Origin of the sequence: Luteibacter anthropi, from assembly GCF_011759365.1 — a bacterium.
Lineage (GTDB): Bacteria > Pseudomonadota > Gammaproteobacteria > Xanthomonadales > Rhodanobacteraceae > Luteibacter > Luteibacter anthropi.
Genome location: NZ_JAARLZ010000006.1, coordinates 142,551 through 164,725 on the forward strand (window position 1 = coordinate 142,551; position 22,175 = coordinate 164,725).

General features: G+C 61.2%; 35 protein-coding genes. 10 read left to right on the forward strand and 25 right to left on the reverse strand.

Annotated features, from left to right (window positions below):
- Positions 1–67: 67 nt before the first annotated feature.
- Positions 68–526 (forward strand): DUF1330 domain-containing protein, encoded by a 459-nt coding sequence (locus HBF25_RS12435; protein ID WP_166948868.1) that lies wholly within the window; start codon positions 68–70, stop codon positions 524–526.
- Positions 514–1,467: an alpha/beta fold hydrolase gene (locus HBF25_RS12440; protein WP_208392555.1), complete on the forward strand. Its 954-nt coding sequence runs from the start codon at positions 514–516 to the stop codon at positions 1,465–1,467. Before HBF25_RS12435 ends, HBF25_RS12440 begins: the two co-directional genes overlap by 13 nt.
- Here the strand turns inward: HBF25_RS12440 and HBF25_RS12445 are convergent.
- A complete protein-coding gene (locus HBF25_RS12445; RefSeq protein ID WP_166948870.1) occupies positions 1,430–1,831 on the reverse strand; it encodes a RidA family protein in 402 nt (133 codons plus the stop codon). The genes HBF25_RS12440 and HBF25_RS12445 overlap by 38 nt on opposite strands.
- A gap of 139 nt (positions 1,832–1,970) precedes the next feature.
- On the opposite strand from HBF25_RS12445, the gene HBF25_RS12450 reads away from it, so the two are divergent.
- Positions 1,971–2,867: a LysR family transcriptional regulator gene (locus tag HBF25_RS12450; RefSeq protein ID WP_166948872.1), complete on the forward strand. Its 897-nt coding sequence runs from the start codon at positions 1,971–1,973 to the stop codon at positions 2,865–2,867.
- Positions 2,868–2,871: 4 nt separating this feature from the next.
- On the opposite strand, the gene HBF25_RS12455 is transcribed toward HBF25_RS12450, so the two are convergent.
- Together HBF25_RS12455 and HBF25_RS12460 are read right to left on the reverse strand one after the other, a co-directional pair.
- On the reverse strand, positions 2,872–3,051 hold the full coding sequence (locus tag HBF25_RS12455; protein ID WP_166948874.1) for a hypothetical protein: 180 nt from the start codon (positions 3,049–3,051) through the stop codon (positions 2,872–2,874).
- A 137-nt stretch (positions 3,052–3,188) separates the two neighbouring features.
- Entirely contained in the window at positions 3,189–4,139 is a 951-nt protein-coding gene (locus HBF25_RS12460; RefSeq protein WP_166948876.1) for a hypothetical protein, read from the reverse strand.
- Between the two features lie 365 nt (positions 4,140–4,504).
- Between HBF25_RS12460 and HBF25_RS12465 the strand changes: the two genes are divergently transcribed.
- Complete coding sequence (locus tag HBF25_RS12465) at positions 4,505–4,744, forward strand: hypothetical protein (RefSeq protein WP_166948878.1); 240 nt, start codon at positions 4,505–4,507, stop codon at positions 4,742–4,744.
- Between the two features lie 18 nt (positions 4,745–4,762).
- Here HBF25_RS12465 and HBF25_RS12470 read toward each other — a convergent pair whose 3' ends face one another.
- On the reverse strand, positions 4,763–5,023 hold the full coding sequence (locus HBF25_RS12470; protein ID WP_166948880.1) for a hypothetical protein: 261 nt from the start codon (positions 5,021–5,023) through the stop codon (positions 4,763–4,765).
- 188 nt (positions 5,024–5,211) lie between these two features.
- Between HBF25_RS12470 and HBF25_RS12475 the strand changes: the two genes are divergently transcribed.
- The 3 genes from HBF25_RS12475 (at position 5,212) to HBF25_RS12485 (ending at position 7,400) form a co-directional block, all read left to right on the forward strand.
- The gene (locus tag HBF25_RS12475; protein WP_208392556.1) at positions 5,212–6,054 is read left to right on the forward strand and encodes an alpha/beta fold hydrolase; all 843 of its coding nucleotides are present in this window, start codon (positions 5,212–5,214) and stop codon (positions 6,052–6,054) included.
- The gene (locus HBF25_RS12480) at positions 6,047–6,655 is read left to right on the forward strand and encodes a WHG domain-containing protein (protein ID WP_166948882.1); all 609 of its coding nucleotides are present in this window, start codon (positions 6,047–6,049) and stop codon (positions 6,653–6,655) included. The genes HBF25_RS12475 and HBF25_RS12480 overlap by 8 nt, the downstream gene beginning before the upstream one ends.
- 316 nt (positions 6,656–6,971) lie before the next feature.
- Positions 6,972–7,400: a GNAT family N-acetyltransferase gene (locus HBF25_RS12485; RefSeq protein ID WP_166948884.1), complete on the forward strand. Its 429-nt coding sequence runs from the start codon at positions 6,972–6,974 to the stop codon at positions 7,398–7,400.
- A gap of 79 nt (positions 7,401–7,479) precedes the next feature.
- On the opposite strand, the gene HBF25_RS12490 is transcribed toward HBF25_RS12485, so the two are convergent.
- The 3 genes from HBF25_RS12490 to HBF25_RS12500 are packed head-to-tail and all read right to left on the reverse strand — an operon-like array spanning position 7,480 to position 9,482.
- Entirely contained in the window at positions 7,480–8,076 is a 597-nt protein-coding gene (locus tag HBF25_RS12490; RefSeq protein WP_166948886.1) for an NADPH-dependent F420 reductase, read from the reverse strand.
- Positions 8,077–8,120: 44 nt separating this feature from the next.
- Positions 8,121–8,561, reverse strand: coding sequence for a DoxX family protein (locus tag HBF25_RS12495; protein WP_166948888.1), 441 nt, complete (start codon positions 8,559–8,561; stop codon positions 8,121–8,123).
- Positions 8,562–8,609: 48 nt separating this feature from the next.
- The gene (locus HBF25_RS12500) at positions 8,610–9,482 is read right to left on the reverse strand and encodes a pirin family protein (protein ID WP_166948890.1); all 873 of its coding nucleotides are present in this window, start codon (positions 9,480–9,482) and stop codon (positions 8,610–8,612) included.
- A 96-nt stretch (positions 9,483–9,578) separates the two neighbouring features.
- Between HBF25_RS12500 and HBF25_RS12505 the strand changes: the two genes are divergently transcribed.
- The gene (locus tag HBF25_RS12505; RefSeq protein WP_166948892.1) at positions 9,579–10,463 is read left to right on the forward strand and encodes a LysR family transcriptional regulator; all 885 of its coding nucleotides are present in this window, start codon (positions 9,579–9,581) and stop codon (positions 10,461–10,463) included.
- A 396-nt stretch (positions 10,464–10,859) separates the two neighbouring features.
- Here HBF25_RS12505 and HBF25_RS12510 read toward each other — a convergent pair whose 3' ends face one another.
- Together HBF25_RS12510 and HBF25_RS12515 are read right to left on the reverse strand one after the other, a co-directional pair.
- On the reverse strand, positions 10,860–11,894 hold the full coding sequence (locus HBF25_RS12510; RefSeq protein ID WP_166948894.1) for a tyrosine-type recombinase/integrase: 1,035 nt from the start codon (positions 11,892–11,894) through the stop codon (positions 10,860–10,862).
- 3 nt (positions 11,895–11,897) lie between these two features.
- Positions 11,898–12,125 (reverse strand): DUF4224 domain-containing protein, encoded by a 228-nt coding sequence (locus tag HBF25_RS12515; RefSeq protein ID WP_166948896.1) that lies wholly within the window; start codon positions 12,123–12,125, stop codon positions 11,898–11,900.
- Between the two features lie 74 nt (positions 12,126–12,199).
- Here HBF25_RS12515 and HBF25_RS12520 point away from each other — a divergent pair, with 74 nt between their 5' ends.
- The gene (locus HBF25_RS12520) at positions 12,200–12,427 is read left to right on the forward strand and encodes a hypothetical protein (protein WP_166948898.1); all 228 of its coding nucleotides are present in this window, start codon (positions 12,200–12,202) and stop codon (positions 12,425–12,427) included.
- A gap of 246 nt (positions 12,428–12,673) precedes the next feature.
- On the forward strand, positions 12,674–13,333 hold the full coding sequence (locus tag HBF25_RS12525; RefSeq protein WP_166948900.1) for a hypothetical protein: 660 nt from the start codon (positions 12,674–12,676) through the stop codon (positions 13,331–13,333).
- Between the two features lie 20 nt (positions 13,334–13,353).
- Here the strand turns inward: HBF25_RS12525 and HBF25_RS12530 are convergent, their stop codons facing one another.
- The 16 genes from HBF25_RS12530 to HBF25_RS12605 all read right to left on the reverse strand — a co-directional run bounded on the left by HBF25_RS12530 (position 13,354) and on the right by HBF25_RS12605 (position 21,706).
- Positions 13,354–13,767 (reverse strand): hypothetical protein, encoded by a 414-nt coding sequence (locus HBF25_RS12530; RefSeq protein WP_166948901.1) that lies wholly within the window; start codon positions 13,765–13,767, stop codon positions 13,354–13,356.
- Positions 13,760–14,032, reverse strand: a complete 273-nt coding sequence (locus HBF25_RS12535) for a hypothetical protein (protein WP_208392557.1) — start codon at positions 14,030–14,032, stop codon at positions 13,760–13,762. The genes HBF25_RS12530 and HBF25_RS12535 overlap by 8 nt, the downstream gene beginning before the upstream one ends.
- The gene (locus HBF25_RS12540) at positions 14,025–14,204 is read right to left on the reverse strand and encodes a hypothetical protein (RefSeq protein WP_166948903.1); all 180 of its coding nucleotides are present in this window, start codon (positions 14,202–14,204) and stop codon (positions 14,025–14,027) included. The genes HBF25_RS12535 and HBF25_RS12540 overlap by 8 nt, the downstream gene beginning before the upstream one ends.
- 113 nt (positions 14,205–14,317) lie before the next feature.
- Positions 14,318–14,797 carry an XF1762 family protein gene (locus HBF25_RS12545; protein ID WP_166948905.1) on the reverse strand — a complete coding sequence of 160 codons (480 nt, stop codon included), beginning with the start codon at positions 14,795–14,797 and terminating at the stop codon, positions 14,318–14,320.
- Positions 14,794–16,107 carry a hypothetical protein gene (locus HBF25_RS12550; RefSeq protein ID WP_166948907.1) on the reverse strand — a complete coding sequence of 438 codons (1,314 nt, stop codon included), beginning with the start codon at positions 16,105–16,107 and terminating at the stop codon, positions 14,794–14,796. Before HBF25_RS12550 ends, HBF25_RS12545 begins: the two co-directional genes overlap by 4 nt.
- Positions 16,104–16,352, reverse strand: coding sequence for a DNA translocase FtsK (locus HBF25_RS12555; protein WP_166948910.1), 249 nt, complete (start codon positions 16,350–16,352; stop codon positions 16,104–16,106). The genes HBF25_RS12550 and HBF25_RS12555 overlap by 4 nt, the downstream gene beginning before the upstream one ends.
- Entirely contained in the window at positions 16,349–16,669 is a 321-nt protein-coding gene (locus tag HBF25_RS12560; RefSeq protein WP_166948912.1) for a hypothetical protein, read from the reverse strand. The genes HBF25_RS12555 and HBF25_RS12560 overlap by 4 nt, the downstream gene beginning before the upstream one ends.
- Positions 16,666–16,875 (reverse strand): hypothetical protein, encoded by a 210-nt coding sequence (locus tag HBF25_RS12565; protein WP_166948914.1) that lies wholly within the window; start codon positions 16,873–16,875, stop codon positions 16,666–16,668. Before HBF25_RS12565 ends, HBF25_RS12560 begins: the two co-directional genes overlap by 4 nt.
- Before the next feature lie 2 nt (positions 16,876–16,877).
- Positions 16,878–18,719 carry a YqaJ viral recombinase family protein gene (locus HBF25_RS12570; RefSeq protein WP_166948916.1) on the reverse strand — a complete coding sequence of 614 codons (1,842 nt, stop codon included), beginning with the start codon at positions 18,717–18,719 and terminating at the stop codon, positions 16,878–16,880.
- Entirely contained in the window at positions 18,716–19,483 is a 768-nt protein-coding gene (locus HBF25_RS12575) for a recombinase RecT (RefSeq protein ID WP_243853208.1), read from the reverse strand. Before HBF25_RS12575 ends, HBF25_RS12570 begins: the two co-directional genes overlap by 4 nt.
- Positions 19,484–19,526: 43 nt before the next feature.
- Positions 19,527–20,153, reverse strand: coding sequence for a KTSC domain-containing protein (locus HBF25_RS12580; protein ID WP_166948918.1), 627 nt, complete (start codon positions 20,151–20,153; stop codon positions 19,527–19,529).
- 55 nt (positions 20,154–20,208) lie between these two features.
- Positions 20,209–20,358: a hypothetical protein gene (locus HBF25_RS12585; protein WP_166948920.1), complete on the reverse strand. Its 150-nt coding sequence runs from the start codon at positions 20,356–20,358 to the stop codon at positions 20,209–20,211.
- Positions 20,359–20,551: 193 nt separating this feature from the next.
- Entirely contained in the window at positions 20,552–20,947 is a 396-nt protein-coding gene (locus HBF25_RS12590) for a hypothetical protein (RefSeq protein WP_166948922.1), read from the reverse strand.
- Positions 20,944–21,114 (reverse strand): hypothetical protein, encoded by a 171-nt coding sequence (locus tag HBF25_RS12595; RefSeq protein ID WP_166948924.1) that lies wholly within the window; start codon positions 21,112–21,114, stop codon positions 20,944–20,946. Before HBF25_RS12595 ends, HBF25_RS12590 begins: the two co-directional genes overlap by 4 nt.
- Positions 21,111–21,428 (reverse strand): hypothetical protein, encoded by a 318-nt coding sequence (locus HBF25_RS12600; protein ID WP_166948926.1) that lies wholly within the window; start codon positions 21,426–21,428, stop codon positions 21,111–21,113. Before HBF25_RS12600 ends, HBF25_RS12595 begins: the two co-directional genes overlap by 4 nt.
- A complete protein-coding gene (locus HBF25_RS12605; protein ID WP_166948928.1) occupies positions 21,425–21,706 on the reverse strand; it encodes a hypothetical protein in 282 nt (93 codons plus the stop codon). Before HBF25_RS12605 ends, HBF25_RS12600 begins: the two co-directional genes overlap by 4 nt.
- Positions 21,707–22,175: the final 469 nt, after the last annotated feature.

A 22,175-nucleotide genomic window follows, 5' to 3' on the forward strand; every position in this document is an offset into this window, starting at 1 on the left:
TCACCCGGGCATTATTTGCGTCCGTCGCCGCACGACGCGGCACGCCGTCCCAAGGAGCAAGACGCGAATGAATTCCCCTTACCTCGAACCGACCCAGGAAGCGGGTCGTGCCTTCGTGATGCGCGGCCTGCAAGGCAGTGTCGTCATGCTGAACCTGCTGCGTTTCCGTCAGGTCGCCGACTATTCGGCGCATCCGCACCTGGCACCGCGGGAAGCGATCACGGGCGCTGAAGCTTTTGATCGCTACATCCGGCACACCTTGCCGTTCCTTCACGAGAGTGGTGGCGATCTGCTGTTCCTCGGCAAGGGAGGCAACTTCCTTATCGGCCCTTCGGAAGAGCGCTGGGATCTCGTGATGCTGGTGCAGCAGAGCAGCGTGGAATCGTTTCTCGCCTTCGCCGGCAACCCGGCCTATCTCGCCGGCATGGGACATCGCATGGCCGCCGTCGAAGACTCGCGCCTGCTGCCCATGACCACGATGGAACACAACGTCCTGACGGAAGGAGAGGGCGCATGGCTGGCATGACGACCAATGGCATGACCCTGGACTACGACAGCTTCGGTTCCGAAGACAATGAAGCCATCCTGCTGATTTCCGGGCTTGGCGCGCAGAGGATCCGCTGGAGTGATGCGTTCTGTGAGCGCCTTGTCGGGAAGGGTTTTCGTGTGATCCGCTTCGACAATCGCGATGCAGGATTATCCACGCATCTGTCCCGGCATCCGGTTCCCGATTTCGCAGCACTCGCTGCCGCAGCGGCAGCGGGGAAACGTCCGGACGTGCCATACACACTGCACGATATGGCAGCCGATGCCATCGGGCTGCTCGATGGCCTGTCGATCAAGAAAGCGCATGTCGTGGGCCGTTCCATGGGCGGCATGATTGCCCAGCTCATGGCGGGAACACGGCCCGATCGCGTCCGCTCGCTCACCTCGATCATGTCGAGCACGGGCAATCCTTCGTTGCCGCAGACCGCGCCCGACGTCATGGCTTTGATGATGCGTCCCGCGCCCCATCCATCGGAAGACGAAGCAGGTTATCTCGCGCACAGCAGTGCCTTCGCCAGGCGCATCGCAAGCACGAACCGATCGTTCGACGAAGAGGCTCATCGAAACGTCGTGCGCGAAGAACTTCGTCGTGCGTATGATCCGGCGGGTTTTGCACGCCAGATCGCGGCGATTGCCGCGACCGGCGATCTTCGCCCCGGGAATGCCGCTATCCGCGCGCCGACCCTTGTCATCCACGGCAGCGCCGATCCGCTGATTCCGCCGGCGTGCGGCGCCGATACGGCGGCGTCCATCCCCGGCGCGGAGTTCATGCTGATCGACGGCATGGGGCACGACCTGCCTGTGGCGCTGCACGACGACATCGTCGCCGCCATCGTGCGCACGGCGCATCGTGACCGCGTGGATGACAGCACGAACCATGTCCTCAGTGGTCGCCACCCGGCACCCGCGCAATCACCTTGATCTCGAAGCGGAAGCCGTACAGCCAGGTCACGCCCACCGCCGTGAGTGTGGGGTGGGGGGCTTCACCCCAGTAGGCCGGAAGGGTGTCCCAGATCGCCTGGAAGGTGTCCTGGGGATCGACCATGAAGATGGTCACGTCCACCACGTCGTCGAACGAGCCACCGGCAGCTTCAAGAATGGCATTGAGGTTGTCGAAGGCGAGCCGTACCTGGGCCTTCAGCTCCGGCTCGGGCGAACCGTCCTCCAGACTGCCTACCTGGCCGGAGACAAACAGAAACCCGTTGGAGCGGATGGCCGGTGAGTAACGATTGCGTTCATAGAGGGCCTGGCGGCCGAGGGGAAAGACGACGTCGCGATGCTGCATGGGTATTCCTTCATGGGTCCGCATCCGGACCGGTTGTGGCGATGAAGGCAATCTAGGTGCCAGCCCGGAGGGGATAAACAGGCAATTCTGTCCATCACCGTTTGTAGAATGCGGACAATCGAAAACACCCGGAGGCCCGATGGATCGTTTCGACGCAATGCAGGCCTTCGTCCGCGTGGTGGGCACCGGCAGTTTCACCCGTGCGGCCGAAAGCCTGCACATGAGCAAGACCACGGTGACCCAGCTCGTGCAACAGCTGGAAGCGCGTTTGCGCGTAAAACTGCTCAATCGCACCACGCGCAAGGTGAATGTCACCGCCGACGGCGCCTTGTACTACGAGCGCGCCATGCGCCTGCTGGCCGATCTGGACGACGCAGAAACCAGTCTTTCCAGCGCTTCGACGTCGCCACGCGGTCGGCTTCGGGTGGATGTGCCAAGCCCATGGGCCCGCATGGTCCTGATTCCCTCGCTGCCGGCCTTCCATGCGCGCTATCCAGACATCCAGCTGGACCTGGGCGTCAGCGACCGGATGGTCGACCTGATCGATGAGAGTGTCGACTGCGTGGTACGTGGTGGTGAGCTTGTCGATCAGTCACTGATGGCAAGGCGACTTGGGGACCTGCAACTGGGCGTCTTCGCAGCGCCAGCGTATCTCGTGCGCGCTGGCGTGCCCGCGCATCCGACGGACCTGGAAGACACCCATCATCGTATCGTTGGGTTTCGATGGGCTCGCAGCGGCAAGCCCTTTCCCTATGCCATGCATCGCGGGGAGGAGCACGTAAAGGTACATGGCCGGTACGTGCTTTCAGTGGACGATGGCAACGCTTACCTTGAAGCCGGGCTGGCCGGCATGGGGGTGCTCTGGCTACCCGGGTATATGGCGCAAGCAGCCGTGACGCGAGGCGACCTGATGCCGTTGTTCGAGGACTGGCGACTCGATGCCATGCCCATGTACGTCGCCTTTCCCCCCAATCGTCATGTCAGCGCGAAACTCCGGGTCTTCATCGACTGGGTTTCGCAACTGCTGCCACGTTAATTGATCAGCGTGCGTCGTGGACGGGCGCATGCAGCTCTGCAACCGGGTCGTTCTCGTCGGTCGGGGGCGCTGCACAACGAACATTTCCCAGGTCGTTGCGCAGGGTCTTGATCCCTTCGAGAAAGGCCCGCCCCAGCTTGAGGGGAGGCCTTGCCGGATCGATTGTCGCCAAGGTATCGCCCATGCCCGGCTTCCTCATCATCGTGCCTGGAAAATAAGCACCAACCATAGGAGAGGCAAGTATCCACAAGATGCGGACGGAACGTGAAATGAATTTCATATAGGTGAAAACTTTTCGTTTCGACGTCCGATGGTGAAAGATCAGTTGACCGCGTTATCCAGTGGCAGGCGCATGTCGATCACCATGGCGCCATCGCCATCGCACGGCTTTTCGTGGTTGAAATAGGTAAGCATCAGCCGCCGGCCAGACACCGACACGGTGTACGGCACCCGGCCCCGGGGAATGAGGTGGCTGAGATCCTCGAAGCGGCCTCGCTGAAAATCCTTCCAGGAGCGCCACGAGATAAGCCGCATGGCGTCGGGGTCTTTTCCCTGGGCATACGATGTCGTGAAGTAATTGGTGGCGAAGTAACGGCCGTTTGCCTTCGTAACACTATTGAGGACGAGTCCGCTCAGGCCGTATGCACCAGCCGCATAATCGTTCTCGTTGCGACGGGAGTGGATGATGGTGTACTTGGCGTGGGCAAAATCATCGATGCGGATCATGCTTCCGCGGCTGGAATTGGCTACGTAGACATGATCTTCCATCAGGGACAACGAGCGCGCGTAGTTCATGTCGGCGAACGGAAAGCTCATCTCCTCGAACGGGCCTGACAGGCTCTTGAACCGGATCAACCGACGACTGCCGTCCAGCAGGTACACATACTTGGAGACGGGATCGATCACGAGGTCATGAGGCCGGTTGAGGGCCTTTCCGTTGATGTTGCTGATGCTTTTGGGGCGGTCTGCCGTCAGTGAATCCAGCGAGAGGATCGCGTTGGATTCCGTATCCGCCGTGATGTAGCCACCCCATGGCGCCGGGTAAATGGTATGTGCGCCCTTGAGCGTGACATGCGAAGACTTCCAGCCATCTCCCTTGTTGAAGAGGAACCGATGGCCTTTATAGTCGGAAATGATGTCCGTCCGACCTACCCGGGAATACTGGGTAGGCCAGCAGAGGGGGCCCATTTTGTGCGGGGGCTTTACAGGTGTCGCATCGAAGCGATCGGCACCTACGGTCAGGGTGGATGTGGCCAGGGCAGGCAGAGACATGCCCAGAAGGCATGCGGGCACCACAAGTTGACGGACCATATGGCCTCAGAAAGTCATTTTGGTTGGGGCGCCCGTGGACAGCAGCATATCGCTGTTTTCGTGTCATTTTGATGTTGTTTGTTAAAAAATCCATTACAGAAGTTTAATGATTGGGGCGTTCCCCCCGCCCAGGCCCGTTGTCGGCCGGGTGCCTGGTTCCGGGCAGGGGCAATAACCTGCGTTTGAAGAAGATCGCGGAGCATTCGCGTGCGACAGCATGCAAGCCCTGGCTGGCACAGTCGCGACAGCATGCAAGCCCTGGCTGGCACAGTCGCGACGGATGAGACCTCGCTACTTCAGCATGGCCGCCTTCTGATGGAGGCCATATGCAGGACACCATTTACTTCGTCCAGGGATTTCGCGCCGCCGATGGCCAGCGGAGTCGCTTCACGGCACTTCCCGGGTTTGCCTGCGGCAGCGCCGACCAGGCCCGGCATCGTGTTGAGACCCTGGGCGCCACGTGTGACGGAGTGATCGCCTGGTGTCAGCAGGCTGATCTGGCCACGGGCGAATACGGAGCGCCTGTGCTCTTGCAGCGCCTCGGGAATGTGCCCGATCTGAGGTGACGCCTGTCCCGGGAGGCTTCAGCCAATCAGCCCGAATGAACCGCCCCACTGAAAGATCTGGCGAGCGAACAGCAATCCGGGAATGCTGCCGACGAGGCAGATAGGGGCGGCGAGCTTGCCCAACCCCCAGGCGGTCGACACCTGCAAGCCGCAAGTGTGGAGCAGGAAGGGCAGAAGCAGCACGACACCGCATGTGGCCAGTATGCCGACGACTGCGCCGGCATACCGGATTCTCGGGGCGATCGACGCGCGAACCGGATCAGGATCTCGGAAGACCATGGGGCACCTGCGATGTGTCGTGTGGCCTCATGATACGCCGCGGTCGTTTTGGGTACAGCGGGCAGGGTCGAGGCCTGGGTTATCCAGGCTTTTCGTGTCGGAGCAGTTGGCTCGATGACTCCGAGATGGCTGGGATTGACGATGAAGGGAATATTATATAGCTTTTGGGGAATATGGAATTTCCTTATATGAAGGCATCCGATATGAACAGCTCCAGTCACACCTCCCAGCTTCTGAGGCTCGATACCGCCCAGGGCGGCATTGCCTATGAAGTGGCTGGCGATGGTCCTCTGATACTTTGTGTGCCCGGCATGGGCGAGCTGCGTTCGAGCTACCGGAAGATCGTCCCCCGGCTGCTGGAGGCGGGTTATCGCGTCGTCCTGATGGATCTGCGCGGCCATGGCGATAGCGACGCCACCTTCAGTGCTTATGGCGACGAAGCCACGGCGGCCGACATGGTTGCGCTCATCACCCGGCTTGGTGGTCCGGCGCTGATCGTCGGCAATTCGATGGCGGCGGGATCGGCGGTGCTGGTGGCGGCCACGCGTCCGGAACTCGTCAGCGGCCTGGTGCTGATCGGAGGCTATGTACGCGACCCCCGCGTGAGTCCGGTCATGCGTGCGGTGATGCGAGTTGCCATGGCACCGCTGTGGGCCGCGGCGACATGGAAGGCCTTCCTGCCGAAGCTTTACGCAGGCGCGAAACCCGATGATTTTGCCGACTACCTCGGCAAGGTCGTGGCCGCATTGAAGCGGCCAGGTTACGCGCGAGCGCTTTCGCTCACGACCCGGACACGTCACAAGGCAGCAGAGGAGGCGCTGCCGAAGGTCACCGCACCGGCACTGGTCCTGATGGGCGAACTCGACCCGGATTTCCCTGATCCGCAGGCCGAAGCGACCTGGACTGGTACGGCGCTTTCCGCCGAAGTCGTCATGGTTGCGGACAGTGGACACTATCCGCAGTCGCAGCAGCCGACCCTGGTTGGTGACATGATCGCGCGATTTGCAGACAGGGTGACCCACCGTGCCTAGGGCTGGCCTCACTCACGAACGCGTCGTATCGGAAGCCGGGCAGTTTGCCGATGCCGTCGGTTTGGAAGCGGTGACGATATCGGCACTGGCGGCACGCCTGGGCGTTGCCCAGCCTTCCTTGTACAAGCATATTTCCAGTGTCCAGCATCTGAATCGCTCCATCGCATTAAGAGCACTTTCGGAACTTGCCGTCGTGCTTTCCCGCGCTGCCATCGGTCGCTCTCGCGGTGATGCAGTGCTTGCGCTTTGCTCAGCCTATCGAGAATGGGGCAGGGCACATCCAGGCCGGTATGCATCCCTGCAGCGGGCGCCCGTTCCGGGGGACACGGAAATGACCACGGCGGCAAATGAACTCGCCGGAATTTTTCTTTCCGTGTTCTCTGGCTACGGCCTGGATGGTGACGATGCGATCGATGCCTTGCGAGCATTGCGTTCGGCGCTGCACGGATTCGTTACCCTTCAGGAGCTTGGCGGATTCGGTCTTCCCGTCGATGTGGACCGTAGTTTTCATCGTATGGTCACGGCTTTTGAGGCTTCGCTTCCCATGTGGCTATCCGCCGGTACGCAATCATCCCGGTCCGCCGTATTACCCGTAGCCTGAGTGGAGTTTGCATGGATATAAGCGCTCAGGAATCGACTACTCGCACCCGCACCGTTCGGATCGATATGTTGCAGATGGCCGCGACCAGCTGGTGCATGGTCGCGGCGCTCCGACAGCTGTTTTTCGGGACGTGTATCGTCGCCACGGTAACAGGGTACGGTGCTTACCGCGCAAGCGTGGGGATGTGGATACCTGCCATGCGCGCGACGTAACGCCTGCCGCCTCCATTCTGGGGCGCGGACATTATCTTCCCCCGCAGGCAGCGCGGCGCCGCAGGTACAGTAACGGGATACGGGCTTGGGAAGAGGAGCCATAAATGGCTGAGAATATCGATATCGTCGTTACCGACGATCCGGGTGAGGATATCCTGGCGCAGATTTCCGGGGCACTCGATGAGTTCAACATAGCGTCTACGGGCATCGCAGATCGAAAGCCACTTGCCGTCCTTGCTATCGACCCTGAAACAGGCCAGGTGCAAGGCGGAGTTACCGGCCGCACCTCGCTCGGCATGCTTTTTATCGATCTTTTCTATCTTCCGGCGCATTTGCGAGGGAGTGGTTTAGGCAGCCGAATGCTCGCAGCGATGGAGGCCGAAGGTCGACGCCGTGGTTGTTGCTCGGCCGTGCTGTACACGATTACGTTCCAGGCGCCCGAATTCTATCGGCGCCATGGCTGGGTCGTGTTTGGTGAGGTGTCGTGCCACCCCGAGGGGACAGCACGCATTTTTCTTCGCAAGGACTTGTGAAATCCACCCTTGCCGGCCGCTCCTCGTTGTATTCACGGCGCCAATTTTCGGAATTACCGACGGCAAGGAAGAGGGCGGCTTAATGTTGCTTGATCAGGCTATGCCTTCCAAGCGGGCCTCGGAACTGCTGCAGCAAACCACCTTCGGCGAGACGACCCAGGATGATGGGGCTGAAGCCAAGTGAGATAACGAGCGACGCAACCTGTATGTTGGCATCGTGATGGTCACCTGAAATGAAAATCACGCGATGACCATAACGCAGGCTCGGATCTTCTGCGAGCACTGGAGCGGGTAGCGTATTGAAAGCCTTGACGACCTTGGCGCCGTTGAATTGCGCTGCCACAACCTGGCTGGATGGCCGACCGCCAAGATCCATTGGCGTGAAGCCTGGGAAGTCGATCGCGTTGGTGGCATCCACTATGATCTTGTCGGCCCAATGACTGCGTAGTTCAGCGACATCACCAATGGCTCCGAACGGCACCGCAAGGATGATCACTTCGGCATCTAGCGCGTCGGTGACGTCCACGGAATTCACGATCGGAGCGAGCGCCTCCAGTTCACTTTGAACCGAAGCTGGCCCGCGACGATGTGTGATGAGGGCTTTAATCTTGCCGCGCGCAAATTGCTTGGCAAGGGCGCCCCCGAGGGCGCCTGCTCCGATGATGGCATAGCTCATGAGGTGTAACCCGATAGATTATCGACGGAATGTATGGGTGAAGATCATTTGCGCGGCTTATTGTCGAGACTGAGCGGGCCCGCGCCATTGACGGTCAGCAGCAGGAAGGCGCCCGTGATCGATACATTCTTCATGAACATGATCATCTGCACCTGGTCGGAAAAATTGGTGTGAAAAAAAATGCCCGTCAGCAGAGTAAAGCCTGCCAGAAGTAAAGAAACGATTCGTGTTCTCCAGCCGAGCATGATGGCGATGGACCCGAATACTTCGGTGATGATCACCAGTGGGAGTACGGCGCCGGGTACGCCGACGGAGGTCATGTAGCCTGCGGTAGCGGCATAGGCCGTGATCTTGCCGATGCCTGAAAGCAGGAATAGTCCCGCGATCAGCACACGACCAAGCAATTCGGCAGCGCTCTTGATCGTAAGCCTCGATTTGGCGGCCGTGTTGTTGAAGTTGGAAACGGTTTCGATCTTGGTGCTCATGAGGGGTCTCTCATCGGGATGGGTAGGTCATTGGATGGGCGCGGGTATCTATTTCAGGCGTCCCGTCGCACGCAGCTCCCGACCGATTCGTGCGATTTCCGCTTCACCTTGGGCGAGTGCGTTAACGTTGGTGTGGACGGAGTACTTGCCTGTTACCAGAGGATAGGGATGCTTTGCGGCGGCGCCCAATACGAAGGACAAGTCGTCATCGGCGACTACGTCGATGGCGTGATTGGATTCTTCAAAGATAACGAGGTCGCCGGCAGCAAGGCTCTCAGGCAGCGAGGTCGAGCCCTTATGCAGCGCGAGCCAAGCTACGGTCTGGTTCGGATTCGGCTCAAAGCGCCAGTGCTGACCGGCCTTCAGGCGAACATGCAGATAGGTGATACCCGTCGGAGCGCGAATCGGGCTGTTCGCGCCCTGGTAGTGTCCGAGCAACACCCGTACCGGACCGACGACAGGCACGTCTTCCGGCGCAATATTCTGGCTTTCGGGTGCGCCGTTTTCCATTTCTGGCGGCAGCGTTACCCACAGCTGGAAGAATTCCAGTGGCGTCGTGCCGACGATATGACCGTCGTGCCACACACCGCCCGCGGCCCTCATCCACTCCAGCCCACCAGTCTGCACCTCGCCCTGCTTTCCGGTCGTATCTTCGTAGGCCGCGCGACCTTCCAGCACGGCGGTCAACGTGGCGATGCCTGAGTGCGGGTGAATACCGAACAAGGGATTGGCCGATGGCGGCACCACGCCGGTATCAAGGAAAACAAAGGGCTTGATCCACTGGCCGAGATCGGAAGGGCTGACCAGGCGAGTAATGGGGCCGTGCTGATAGCCGCTTGTAATCGTGCGGATTTTTCGCGGATGGCTGGCAAGCTCGCCGGCCGGTTCGGGACGGTATAGGAATGAAGTATCAGCGGTCATGAGGGCACCCTCGTCTACGATGGGCGAAGCCTAGGTGCTGGTGCTGCATCTGAATAGGCTATATATTTCGATGCAATCCATCGTTATGGACGATACATGCTCGACTCCGTCACATTGGACCAGCTTCGTACGTTCATTGCCGCTGCGGAACAGGGCAGCTTTTCTGCTGCGGGTCGCAAACTGCGCCGCGCGCAATCGGTGGTGAGCCAGACGCTGCACAATCTCGAAGCGCAGCTCGGCGTCTCACTGTTCGATCGCAGCGGGCGCTATCCCAGGCTTACTGAAGCGGGGGTGGCGCTACTGACCGAAGCGCGAGGTGTCGCCGATCAGATGGACAGCTTTAAGGCGCGTGCCCGCGCCATGAAGGACGGCCTGGAGCCCGAGCTCTCAGTGGTGGTCGATGTGATGTATCCCATGGAGGGGCTCACGCGCGCCGCGGCGCATTGTCGCGAGTTTTCCCCCAACACATCCTTGCGCGTCTATGTGGAAGCGCTGGGTGGTGTGATCCGGCCGGTGATCGATGGTGTGTGCCGTATTGGCATCGTGGGTTCTCTTCCAGTGATACCCGATGAACTTGCTTCGGAGCCACTGATTGACCTTCCCTTCATTACAGTGGTGGCGCCGTCACACTCGCTCGCCGAGCGTAAAGGCCCCATCAGCCGAAAGCACTTCGAAAAGCAGGTACAGCTTGTACTGACGGATCGCACGACACTGTCCGAAGGCAGAACCTTCGGCGTGCTCTCGCCATTAACGTGGCACCTCGCCGATCTGGGTGCCAAGCACGCGTTTTTGACCGCAGGATTGGGCTGGGGACACATGCCCTTGCACATGGTAAAGAAGGATCTCGACGCAGGAACCCTGGTGAGGATCAAGATCGAGGGGCTCCCGCGCGAATCCTATCTCCCCATGCATGTGGTCTATCGTAAGGACACGCTTCCCGGGCCAGCAGGCCGTGCCTTCATTTCACAATTGCGCTTGTGACGACGCCTTCGTCGTCGAAGGTATTCCCATGTAAGGCATAGGTTGAGGCGAAAAATGCAAGGAAAATGCGTCCGCCTGCATTGCTCGGCAATATTGGAGTGCTCGGCTATCCAAGCGAGCAAGTATCAAGGCTCGCGACTTCCAATCCTGGAAAAATTGCAGAAAAAAACCAGAATTGCGGAAAGCAATTCTGGTGATTTTTATCGCTACGTCTTTGGTGCCGGAAGTGGGACTCGAACCCACACGCTTTTAAGGGCGGCGGATTTTGAGTCCACATGTAGGTTTCAATAATTACAAAAGCTTAGATAAATTACCGGTCCGCAAACGCCATAAAATCAGGGTGGGTTTCGCCCGCGATTGCTAGATGTCGGCTACGAATTGCGGACCGGAATCTGGCTATTTTGTGGGGGTGACCTTGTCGCCCTTGCGCCTGCGCACATAGTGCTCGGTCATAGTGACAGTGGTGTGCCCAAGCTGCGCCTGCGCCTTTCGGATGTCCCCGGCCGAGTCCGCCTTGTCGGTGCCGGCCTTCGCCCGAAGGTCGCGCATCTGGAAACCCCTGGCGACGGTGCCGGCTGCCTCGCGCGCATTCCGGAAATGGTCGTAAAGCTGGTTGTAGGTCAATGGCTGCCCGTCCAGGCCGACGATCAAGCGTGTGGCGTGAACGGGATAGCCGGCCTTCCTCGCGCGGATTCGTGCTAGGAGAGCGGCGAGCTGTCCTATGACCTCGATCCGGTTCTTGGCGTTGGTCTTGCCCTGTTTCACCTGGATGAAGCCATCCCGAACCATCGTCTCGTCCATTCGAAGCACGTCGCCAACGCGCTGGCCCGTAAGGTACGCGAGGTCGAGCGCGTCCTTCAGGGGCTGGAAAGCCTTGGCATAGACAGCGTCTAGAACCTCGTCCTCGATGTAAACGTCTCGCCCGGACTCTTTGTTGCCCTTGACGCCCGCACAAGGGTTTGCCTTGGATGTGTAGCCCTCTTCCCTTGCCCAGTTCCAGATGTGCGAAAGCAGGGCCTTCTCGCGGTTTGCGCGGACCTTGGCAGTCTGGCTTCGCCATTTCACATAGCGTTTCACGTCTGACGGGTCGATAGCGTCGAGCGGAGCCGGCGGATCGTTGAAGAATTCCTTGAGTTTCGCGATCTCCTGGACGTTGTCTTTCTGGGTTCGCGGGGCCTTCGTTGGGATGACCTCGGCCATGTATCGATCTGCCACGTAGGCAAACGTCACCACCTGGGCAACCACCTCATCCGACGTGCGACTGCGCTCCAGTTCGGCCCATTTAAGGATGGCAAGGCCATAGTCGCTACCCAAGGGCTCTTCGCGCCGCGGCGATCCACCAAGGTCGTAGTAGTAATAGAGGGTGCCCGATGGCTTGCGTCGAGCGCGCAATCGGGGGATGGCGTCGGGGCGAGTAGAACGTCTTCCCATGTGTCAGGCGGCCTTGTTGGAAGTCCACTTCTTCGCAGGTCCGGCAGTGAGGTGATCCAGAGCCGTCCCTACGACGTTTGCCCAGGCCACAGAGGGCCACCCATCGGCGCGGATCGAGTGCCGTATGCCGTTCTTCCGCAGGTTTGCTAAAACCTTGCGCTTGGTTCCGGCCCCCGTCAATTCCTTGACTTCTTCGAGGCTCAGGAAGGGATGCGGTTCAGCGGCGCCCACGGCGCACCTCCTGGTTGATAGTTTCGCTGGCGCCCGGCACCATTGTCTTATCGGGCTCGGTTTCAGGTTGCGTCATGCCGTTCAAAGAGATGATTTCCGGGGGCGCGGGGGAGGCTGCTTGGACTGCTCGTGTCGAGCCCCTTGAGAGCAACCGATACCTTCTGGACGAAGTGAGGGCAGTCGGTTCCGGGCGAAGCGAAACCGTCGGCCTGGTCTTCAGCACCATGGACCATCTCTGCAAGTACGCGCAGGAAGTCGCGGAATCGATGGCGGGTCGGAAAATCCGTGCCGCCGATGAGTGACCGCCCGCAACCCGAGGCCAAGGAGACCTGGGTCTGTGACCGTTGCGGCATGCCCGCCAAACAGCAGATTCGCAGGTTCGATGCCCAGGGCGAGTACTTCCGATGCCAGACGTGCTGGCACAGGAATGCGCTTCCCAGGAACCCATTGTTCGTGCGTCCGCCGACGCGATAGGTGCCTTTGCGAGTTGTGCGTGGGCGTGGCCCTGGTGCACCATCGGCGCACTTAAAAGGATGGGGAGTTCAGGCATGGTTGCAGATCCCGAAACGCTTGCCACCCTTGCGGCGGCTAGACAGCAAGCCAATGCCGCATGGGTTCAAGCCGGCGCAGCGATAGGTCAGGGTGTGCTCAGCGTCCTGACGATTTTCTACGCAGTGAAGACAGCAAAAGATGCACGGAAGCACGAAGCGCAGCTACGCAAGGAAGATGCGAACAGAGAAGACGAAATTCGCAATTTGAATGAAATTAGGCGCGCCCGGACGGCTGTCCTCGCGCTTCTCCCTTCGTTCAACGAGGCGGCCACTAATGTGGAGCAGGCGAAGTTGCGGTTGGATAGCGGGTGTAAACCGAATGAAATAGTGCGTACTGGGCCTAATCCTGAGGATGTAGTTTGCCTTTGGCAAGTGAGAGCATTGAATAGCGATTTGCAGAGAATTCCTAATGTCATGGCAGACCTGGGTAAGACAGCGGCACCAATCCAGACGGCATACTTTCACCTTATGCATTTGCAGTCTCTGTTCAATGAGCTTCGAAGTCGGCTGGATAACGGACAGCCGGAGCACACGTGGGAGATGCCGCAGAAAGACCTCCAAATAGTCGAGGAGGAGCTGGCAAAGAGTGTGACGGCCAACGAGAAGGTAATTTTGGCGATCAGTGAACTTTTTCGCGGTATGGGAAATGAAGCGTGAAACCAAATAATGGGTTAGGGTCATGGCGCTCTCCATTCGATCTGGTTGGGGCGGGACGACCTAGCGCGTACCACGCGGCCCTCGGCCTCCAAGCGCAACAGGGCCTGGCGCACGATGCTGACGGGGATGCCCGGGAACTGGTCGGCCAGCACGTTGCGGATGTAGTACGTTGCCGGCGCATAGAAAGCAGTCTTTCGGTCACGCACAACCTCAAAGGCATCCCCGGCGTTGAACATGTATTCGCCGTTGCGTGACAAGACCATTAGATGGCGTCTGCGCCCGTCGCGGTAGTACATCACCAGCTTGCCGCCGTCCTGGGCGTACGTGGCGTGATAATGCTTGATCTCGCGGAAAGCGATGGCATCCGGCCCGAACGTCTTCGCCACGCAAACCCCGTCCTGCCACAGCTCGTAGGTGGATTCGGTATCAGCCATGTCCCGGCACCTCCTGTTCGTCTTCGTCGGCATCAACGCGTTCTGGCTTTGCAAGCCAGTGGGCCATGTCCTCCACGCGCTTCACAACATCAGCGATTTCGAATTGCCGTTGTTCTAGTGCTCCAACCGCGTCCGCGATGCGACGTATGCCCATCTCCCATCGATCCTTTCGGACGATTGCACCGTCCTCCCGAAACTCGAATTCGCCAGGTTGGCCGGGGCCGTACTTCGGATCGCGCATGTCGCGCTCGGTCACCTCACGCATTGGGCACCTCCTGTTCGGCAGGTGGAATCACCACCTGGTTGAGGACCATGCGGGCAAAGAGCATATCTACCTGGTGCTCCGGTGATGACTTCATGCAGGCGTCGCACAGTGGCGACGCGATGCTGTTCGTCACCTTCCCGCAGGCGACGCATACGACCTGGGGTCCGTTCACGACAGCACCTCCGCAATGCGGCCCAGTGCGAATCCTGCGGCCATGCCTGCGATTACCGTCCATGCGTACTTACGCATTGCTCACCTCCCTCGCGGTGGCGATGTAGTTGGTCGTCATGCTGCGCTCCGGGTGGTGGATATCTGCCAAAGCACCCTCGCAATGCCGCCAGAACCAATAGGGTCGCGGATGGCCTTGAGGCCGCCAGCTGTGGAGTCTGCCCAGGACTTCCGCGGCGCCAGGTCCTTGAGGCGGACCCAACCAGCTGCTCGGAGTGAGGCACCGGATTCATCGGCCTGCGTGTAGGTGATGCATCGGACGTAGCCCATTGCCCTTGCCGCACGCCAGGCTGCGCCATACAGCATCGAGTTGGCGTTGCGCGAGCCATCAGTGCAGGTGCGATTGACCTCGGCGGTGAGTCCGTCGTCGAGATGGCGAGCGATAGGGCGTCCAACCATGACGATACCCACCATCTGGCCGTTACGCTGCACCGCGATCGAGAACTTATGCCCGCGAGGCGGCTTGTTGTGCCGGTGATGCTCCTGCACGAAGGCGCAGGCCTCGCGAAAGGTGACGGGGCGAACGGCAAGGGTCACGACTCCACCCCCATCCGCCCGGCTGACGGGGCGGCGGCTATTGCAGCGTCGGCTACTGCATCTGCAATCTGTCCTTGTGTAGCTGAGTAATCACGGCATATGTCTAGGCCCATCGCATACGACACACCACGGACACCGTCCCAATCTTTGGACACACGCTCGATGTTGTCTCTCCACCAGCGATACCTAGCCGCATCCTTAGTCACCCCGTCCGGCACAGCCTGTCGCAGGGCATCTCGTTCGACAAACTGCGCGATGGTGATGCTTCCTTCTTCAGGATAGTCGGCGTTATGCAGGTGCAGCCCATATGTGGATGTGCCGTCACCGTTCTCGAGATTACCGATCCAAGCCATGCCCTCGCACCAGCGGTCATCAATCTCGGCGCCTTCTTCATCGCCTCCGCACATATAGTGGATGCCTTCCAGCGCTTTCTTCGAGATGAGGAAGCTAGAAGGGATAGCCGCCACCCCATCGCCCCTCGTCTGCTCGGCAGGGTGGGATGCAGCAATCGGTGCCTGGGTGCCGCGTGCTCTGTCGAGCGCCGCGCGCATCTCCGCGACCTGCTCAGGCGGCATCACGTCGTCCTTGTGCTTGTAAGCAAGCTGGGCGCGTGCAATGACGTTTGAGCACTTCGTGCCTCGGTCGAAAATCGTGTTGCCGACCAGCGCTGGTGCATCCAGCACATCGCCCTTCGGCTGGGCGGCGAGGGCCACAATGTCTTCACGGACGTCCGTCACGTACTCTCGCACGGATCGCAGGAAGGAAAAGATGGCCGACGGATGCTTACCAGTTTCGATATCTTCGACGGCGTTGCATAGATCCGTGAGCGCCTTGTCGAGCTTCTGCGCAATAGGCTCACCAACTTCATCGCTCAGTGGGGTTACAGAGGCGTCGCCCTGTACGCGCGGGGCGGCGTAGAGCGGCTGCACTTCGAGGCATCCCGACGATACACATGCCTCGTCCGTGAAGAACCACTTGCCCACATTGCCATTTGGCGCAACAACGCGGTAACGGCAGGCCACCACATCCCCGTCCACAACATCGGAGGCGGTGGCGTTGAGATCCGCCTGGTCACGAAGACGCTTCGCCGGGAACAGGCCATAGAACAGGCTGTACGCCACCCGGTCCATCGGCTCATCAGATTCCGGGCCGCCATTTTCTTCGATGGAGTCGATTCCGCCCGTCAACGCAAGGGCCTGGTCAGCCGCCGCAAGGTTTGCGTCGAGCAGGTCATGCAGGTCTCGATATCGCACTGCCACAAGGCGATTTTCGTCGGACATCACGGGCGCGGTGCTGGTCTTGTCGGTCATGCGGATGCTCCCGGTTGGATCAGTTCCCTCTGGCCGTTCAGCTGAGGCGCGGTGACGATTCCTTCGATCTCCATCTGTTCGATGAACCTGGCGGCGCGGTTGTAGCCGATGCGCAGATGACGCTGCAAGACTGAGATGGTCACGCGGCCAGTTGAGCGGACAACGTTGATCGCCTCTCCATACAGTCGCTTGTCTTCCTCGTAAATCGCGGGATCGGTAATCTGGCTGGTCTTGTCGGTGGTCATGCAACGTCTCCAATCTTGTCAAGGGCTTCGGCCAAGCAGCGCTGATGCGCAGTCCCTTCCATTCCTAACCGGCAAAGCCAGGCGTTTAAGTCCCGCGCCACGGCTACCAGGACTTCTAGGTCTTCCGCAACCCTGATTGCCGCGCCCATGTACATCAGGTCATCGGCCTTTTCCTCCTGGGACTCCTTGAGCCAGCGCAGCAGGGAGTAATCGGTACGATCTACCGTTGTCCCGTGGGTCGTGTGGCCGTCCTGCTCGCGCTGACGCAGCAGAGCAATGGCACCGGTAAGGGTGGCGCTGTCGGGGGCGGTGGTCATGCTGCTTCCTTTGCGGCGTTGGCCGGCAGGTCGGGGTAATGACCCCAGTCATGCTTCAGCTCACCGAAGCACGGATTCGGATGGCCGACAGCGTTCTTGCGTGCGAAGCGGCAGAGGCGGCCGTCGCGCCAGAACTCTCGGCGGCCTGTGGCGACATTGTCGAAGATGCCGTCGGGCCAGAAGTCGGTTTGCACCTTGGTCGCCATAGTCAGGCTGCCTTCTTCAGCTCGTTGGCTGCGCTTTCGATCACACCCCACATGCCGCGATAGATCGCGATGAGGTCGCTCTCGGCGTAGAGCTTCGCGGCTCGCTCGGTGCCGATGGACTGGAAGCCCAACTGCGCGAGGCCGTCGGCAGTGATCGACAGGGGAGCGATGCGGGCGTTGATGTCGCCGAGCTTCACGGTGCGGCGCGGGCCGGGCGCGGGCGCCACATCGAAGGGCAGCGAGTCCATGGCCTTCAGGTCGGCGTCGACGGAGTTCACCGGGGCGGGTGACGCCACCGCCTCGGCCTGCACGGGCGCTGGAGCGACGACAGGACCGCTCTGCGGTCGCTCCGCGGCGACGCGATCCTGTTCCGCCGCGGCCTCGGCGTCCACGCGCGCCCGCTCGTCGGCCTGGCGCTGCCGCTCGGCTGCCGCCTGCTCGCGTTCCAGCTTCGCGCGCTCTTCCTGGCGGATGCGATCGCGCTCGGCTTCCTGACGGGCTTCCTCGAGGCGCTGGTGCTCGGCGATGCGGGCGGCGACCAGGTTGCGCAGGTCTTCCGCCGTCTTCGTGGAGCAGAGCTGCACGCGGTCGGCGAACAGGTGCGCGTGGTCCGGGTGCTCACCCAGCACGGCGACGTTGGCCCGGACGCGATCGGCCTGCTGGCTCGCTTCGATCTTCACCGTGGCCGCGCGGCCCTCGGCTGCTTCGCGGATGCTGGTCAGCGTCTTCTTGCCCTTGATGGCCTCACCGATCAGGGAGGGCAGGCTGGGCGGAGCCTGGATGGCATGCGCGCCCATGGAGGCATTGATCGCCTCGTAGTGGCTGCGCACGCCGTTGACGGCCTCGGTCACGATCTCGCTGCGACGGCGCTCCTTCTCGCCCTTCACCAGCTTGTCCAACTCGAGTCGGACGCGGCGCGTCTCCGCCGAGACCTCATCCATCGTGCGGAATACGGCGGCAATGTCAGCCGTCTGGCTGAGCACCTGCTCCTTCGTGAGGGCGAGCTTCTCCTCGACGCCCTCGCACCACTTCACCGTCTCGGCGGCGTTGGCGAAGTCCTCGTCGGTTTGCAGGTCGCGATTGATGGCGCCCAGTACCGAGAACGCGTTTTCCTTGAACTCGGTGAGGTTGCTGGCGGTGACCATGCCGGTCACTTCGACGCGCAGCACCGGGAGCTGGTCGGGCGCGCGGCCCGACACGACCGTCGCTGCCTGGGCCTGCTCGGGCTGGTAGGCGGCCACATCTGCCTCGAACTGGGCCCAGCCAGCTTCGATGCGCGAGCGCAGCGCGGCGTCGGCTTCGTACCAGCAGTGGCGCTCCTCGACCAGTTCGTCGCCGGCCCACTTCGAGGTCATGAACAGCACGCGCTCGGCGCCGGAGACCATGCACTGGTGCTCCATCTGGACGCGGTAGTGCTCGGGCAGGTTTCGGCCGCCAGCCGGTCCGTCGCGGTACTCCGGGGCGATCGTATCGATGGTCGCAAACGCGCCGCGCAGCGAGTCGTTCAGGGACTTGTGCTCGAAGGCGACGTCGCCGAGCATGGTCAGGCCGTCGAAGCTGGCAGAGAATTTGCCGTCCTCGCCGACGCAGGGGAAAAGCTCCTCGCCGACGATGGCCTCAGCCAGCGGGCGAGCCAGCGCCTCGTACCGGTGACCGTCGTCGAACCGTCGCTGGGTCGCTTCGTCGATCTCGGCGGACAAGCCGGTGGCTGTCTCGCGGATCAATTGGGCGCGAGTCTTGTAGGGCGACACGCCGAGCATGGCGGGCGCGTCGCTGGCGTTGAAGTGCGTGGCGCGGTGAGCATGCCATTCCGGCGTGCCCTGGGTCATGTTGAGAATCTTCACTGCTCGGTCTCCTCGGCGGTGACGGGCTTATGGCCATCGCGGATACGCTTCTTCTGTTCGTCGGACAGGCGCCCCTTCGTTTCGGCCATTGCGATGATGTCTTCCACGCTACGGCGACCAGCCTCGATCGCCTTCAGCCACGCAGACAGGTTTCTTTCGAAGTCCTCCGCGCCGTATTCGACCGGCGTGACGGAGACCACCGTCGCCCGCGTGGGCTCGATCTCATCGAGTTCGTCTGGGGTGTAGACGCCGAGCAGCGCTTCCGGTGCATGGCGGCGCGCCCACTGCCGAGCGCCGCGGTAGGCGAGCATGTCGTCAGGGTTCGCGGTCCAGTTCTTATTGTCGGTGGCCCACTGCTCGACGGTTCCCTCGACGCTGACCGCATCATCCTCACCGCGCGGGACCGCAGACACGACTACTTTGCGAGCCCGGCCGGTGCCGCTGTACGCGTACTTGATCCGGCCCTCGACCGATCCCGTGGCGTACAGGGCGGCGGCCACCAGTTTTCCTTCGTAACAGAGCTTTCCGCGAACGACGGAGGTGCATTGGGCAACGGACACGGGGTCCATGCCCCACCGCTGCGCCTGCATTACGACGAGGAGGCAGTCACCGGGCTTGCCTCGAAGATGGTCCGGAAGCAAGTTGGCCTGCGACATGATCTCGGCCAGGTGCATGGCCTCGCCCATCGATGTCGGCACCAGTGCGTTCATGCGCGCACTGGTGGTCATTCCATTCGTCGGGGCGTGCACGGCGATAGAGTTCATCGGATTCCTTGCCGGTGTCCGCCGGCGCGGTGGGGTAGGTGGGTTAGGCGTCGGCGCCGTCGCGCTGGAGGCAGCGCAAGACGAAATCAGATGGCACGTCGATCAGGAGGGCGGGTTCGTTGGCGTAGCGAGCGTCGGCGGCGGGGGCGAAGCGCGCGGGCCACCGCGGCAGCGGTCGGTCGCTGTAATCCGGGTCGTAGTTCGACACGCCGATCAGCCACGAGCCGGAGCCTCCCGGGCAATGTTGGCCTGTCACGACCAGGCCTGCGTCCGGCTGACTCGGCGAGGTGATGAGGTACTCAATCGCGAAGCTGCTCGCGCAGTTGTCGTAGTCGTCATTCGTGACGCCATACTCACCGAACGTATCGTCGCTATGGCCTTCGAATCGAAGGGTCTTCGTGCCGATAGCGGGCGCGGCCGATTCGTCGATCTTGCGGAAAGGGTACTTCTCGGCTGCCGGCTTAATGAATTCGCCGAAGTGCGAACCGACCGACTCGGCGGAACAGAACTGGATGTAGTCGGTATCCGTGAAGTTGTCGTAGTGGTACAGGCTGCTCGGCTCACCCTTCGCGTTCTTGAAGCGGATGGCGAGAGTGCTGGTTCCCGAGTCGTGACCAATGCTGTGGATCTGCGATGACTCGACCGGGACCATTTCGATGTTCGTGAACATGACTTCTCCTGCGCCGCCCAAGGGCAGCCTGTGATTTGGTGAGCGATGTAGGTGCTTAGCGCGGTTGCGTGATGACGAGGATCAGCAGAAACGCGAGGGGAATCCCGATGCCGGCGATCAGCGAGCGCCATTCAGCGCGAGTCATCGGTCGGCGCTTCAAAGCGGCGCGGCCAACCTCTTCTAGGTAGCGGTCGAAGGCGTTCATTCGGGATCACCAGTGCGCTCGGCACGCTCGATGATTTCTCGTAGCTGCCTTATCGACACCTTGTACGTGCGGTCTGGCTTGCCGTAAGGCGTGAGGTCGGGTCCGGCGATTCGCCTGCTGCCGAGAGTGATTGCGGTCCCTGCGCGCCGCTCGTACACGCACAGATGGACATGGTCGATAGTCGGCGCCTCGCTCACGATGCACCCCCGGCGCGGGCGAGTGCGGCGCCCGCGACCTCAGCGGCCCAGTCATCGAACGCTTGGTCATGGCCCACAGTGCCCACGGGATACTTACCGTGTTCGGCGCTGTAGTCGCGCGCGCCGAGAATCTGCACCAGCGCGGTGGCCAGCACATCCACGTTCTTCTCGGCACCCCCGACGCGGGCGAGGACGTTGCCGAGATCGTCCCATTCGCTTCCGGGAACATCGCCGCCGCGTCGCCATACCTTGTTTGCCGCCTCGATCAGCTCGGCAACGGCGCTGACGATTTCAAGCAGTTCGTTGGCAGCAGCAGTGTTGCCTTCGGCATGACGATCCGCCGCTGCGAGCTTAAGCCCGGCAAGCACATCCACCTTTGTCTCGGTACTCATGCCGCAATCCCTCCGCTCGGGCCGTCGTAGACACGGCGAGCCTTCCAGCTCATGCCAGGTGGAATCGTTTCGAGTGGGCCGTGGTGCGGGCGCTCGGTCCAGATGCCGTTCTCCATTCCCACGATGATGTAGGTGTAGCGCCTGGGAAACTTGATGACGTTGCTCACGCGGCATCCTCCATATGGGTCTGGTGCTGGTAGTTGAGGTAGGTCTCGACCCGACTGCTGTGCTGGCCGGCTTGGTTCGAGTTGGCGTACTTGACGAAGGCTGCGCGGAACAAGTCGCGCTGCTCGTCGTAGGCATCCTTCAAGCGGTCGTCGCTCGGCTCGCGGTTGTTCAGCGGCACGTCGCGGGACATAAGCAGGCGGACGGTCTCGGTCGGGTCGACTTCGCCGTCGAAAAGGAAGTCTTCGACGTACCGCGCCTTACCCATCATTTCTTCGATGGCGTCGTCGCGTTGATCTTCGGTCCAAGCGCTCATGCTGCGCCGCCCGTAGCTTCGCGCTCGGCTTGTTCCGCCAAGGCACGGTAGTGGGCGGTCGAGCGTTCAGGATCGTTGTCGCGGATCGCGACGTTCATCAGCGTGCCGGCGGCACGGCTGAGCGCTGCATGGGCAATGCGCAGATCGCCCAGCACCGCCTCGGGAAAACCCAGGGCCTCGGCGCCTATGGTCATCTTGTAGACCTTTCCAGCGGACTCGCCGACCTCAAGGCTGGCGGCCATGTGCTTGTCGGTCATCGGGACAGCAGTGAGGGACATGAGGTGTCTCCAGGCCGGAGTGTCCGGCGTTAGAGATAAAGTTACCTTTGAGGTATACCTATGTCAATACCCAGAAGGTAAATTTATTTTTCCCGTGCGGTCGCTGCCCCTGAGACGCCCACGAGCCACGCTTCCCGCCTCACCAGGAGGCACCACGCAAACCATCTACCCGCTCAGGGCTCGACAGCCGGGAAGCACGGTTCACTGACGCCCATGCAGCCACTGACCTTCCAGACGGGAAGCCGGGCGGCGCGGGGCAGGGCGAGGATTGCGCTGGCCTGGAGCCAGGCGGACGATGTCGAGGCGGGCAGTACGGCGACCCGGTCGTGCTGGTGCGGGCGGGTGGGTGCCGGAAGAGGCGTTGCTAATACCGGCAGGGCGGCGTTTAGTCGATGACAGTTGCCTACGCTTTTTCGGCTTCTTTTTGGAGGCAGGCCAATGGCCGCTTTGCGACCGATATACTAGCGCA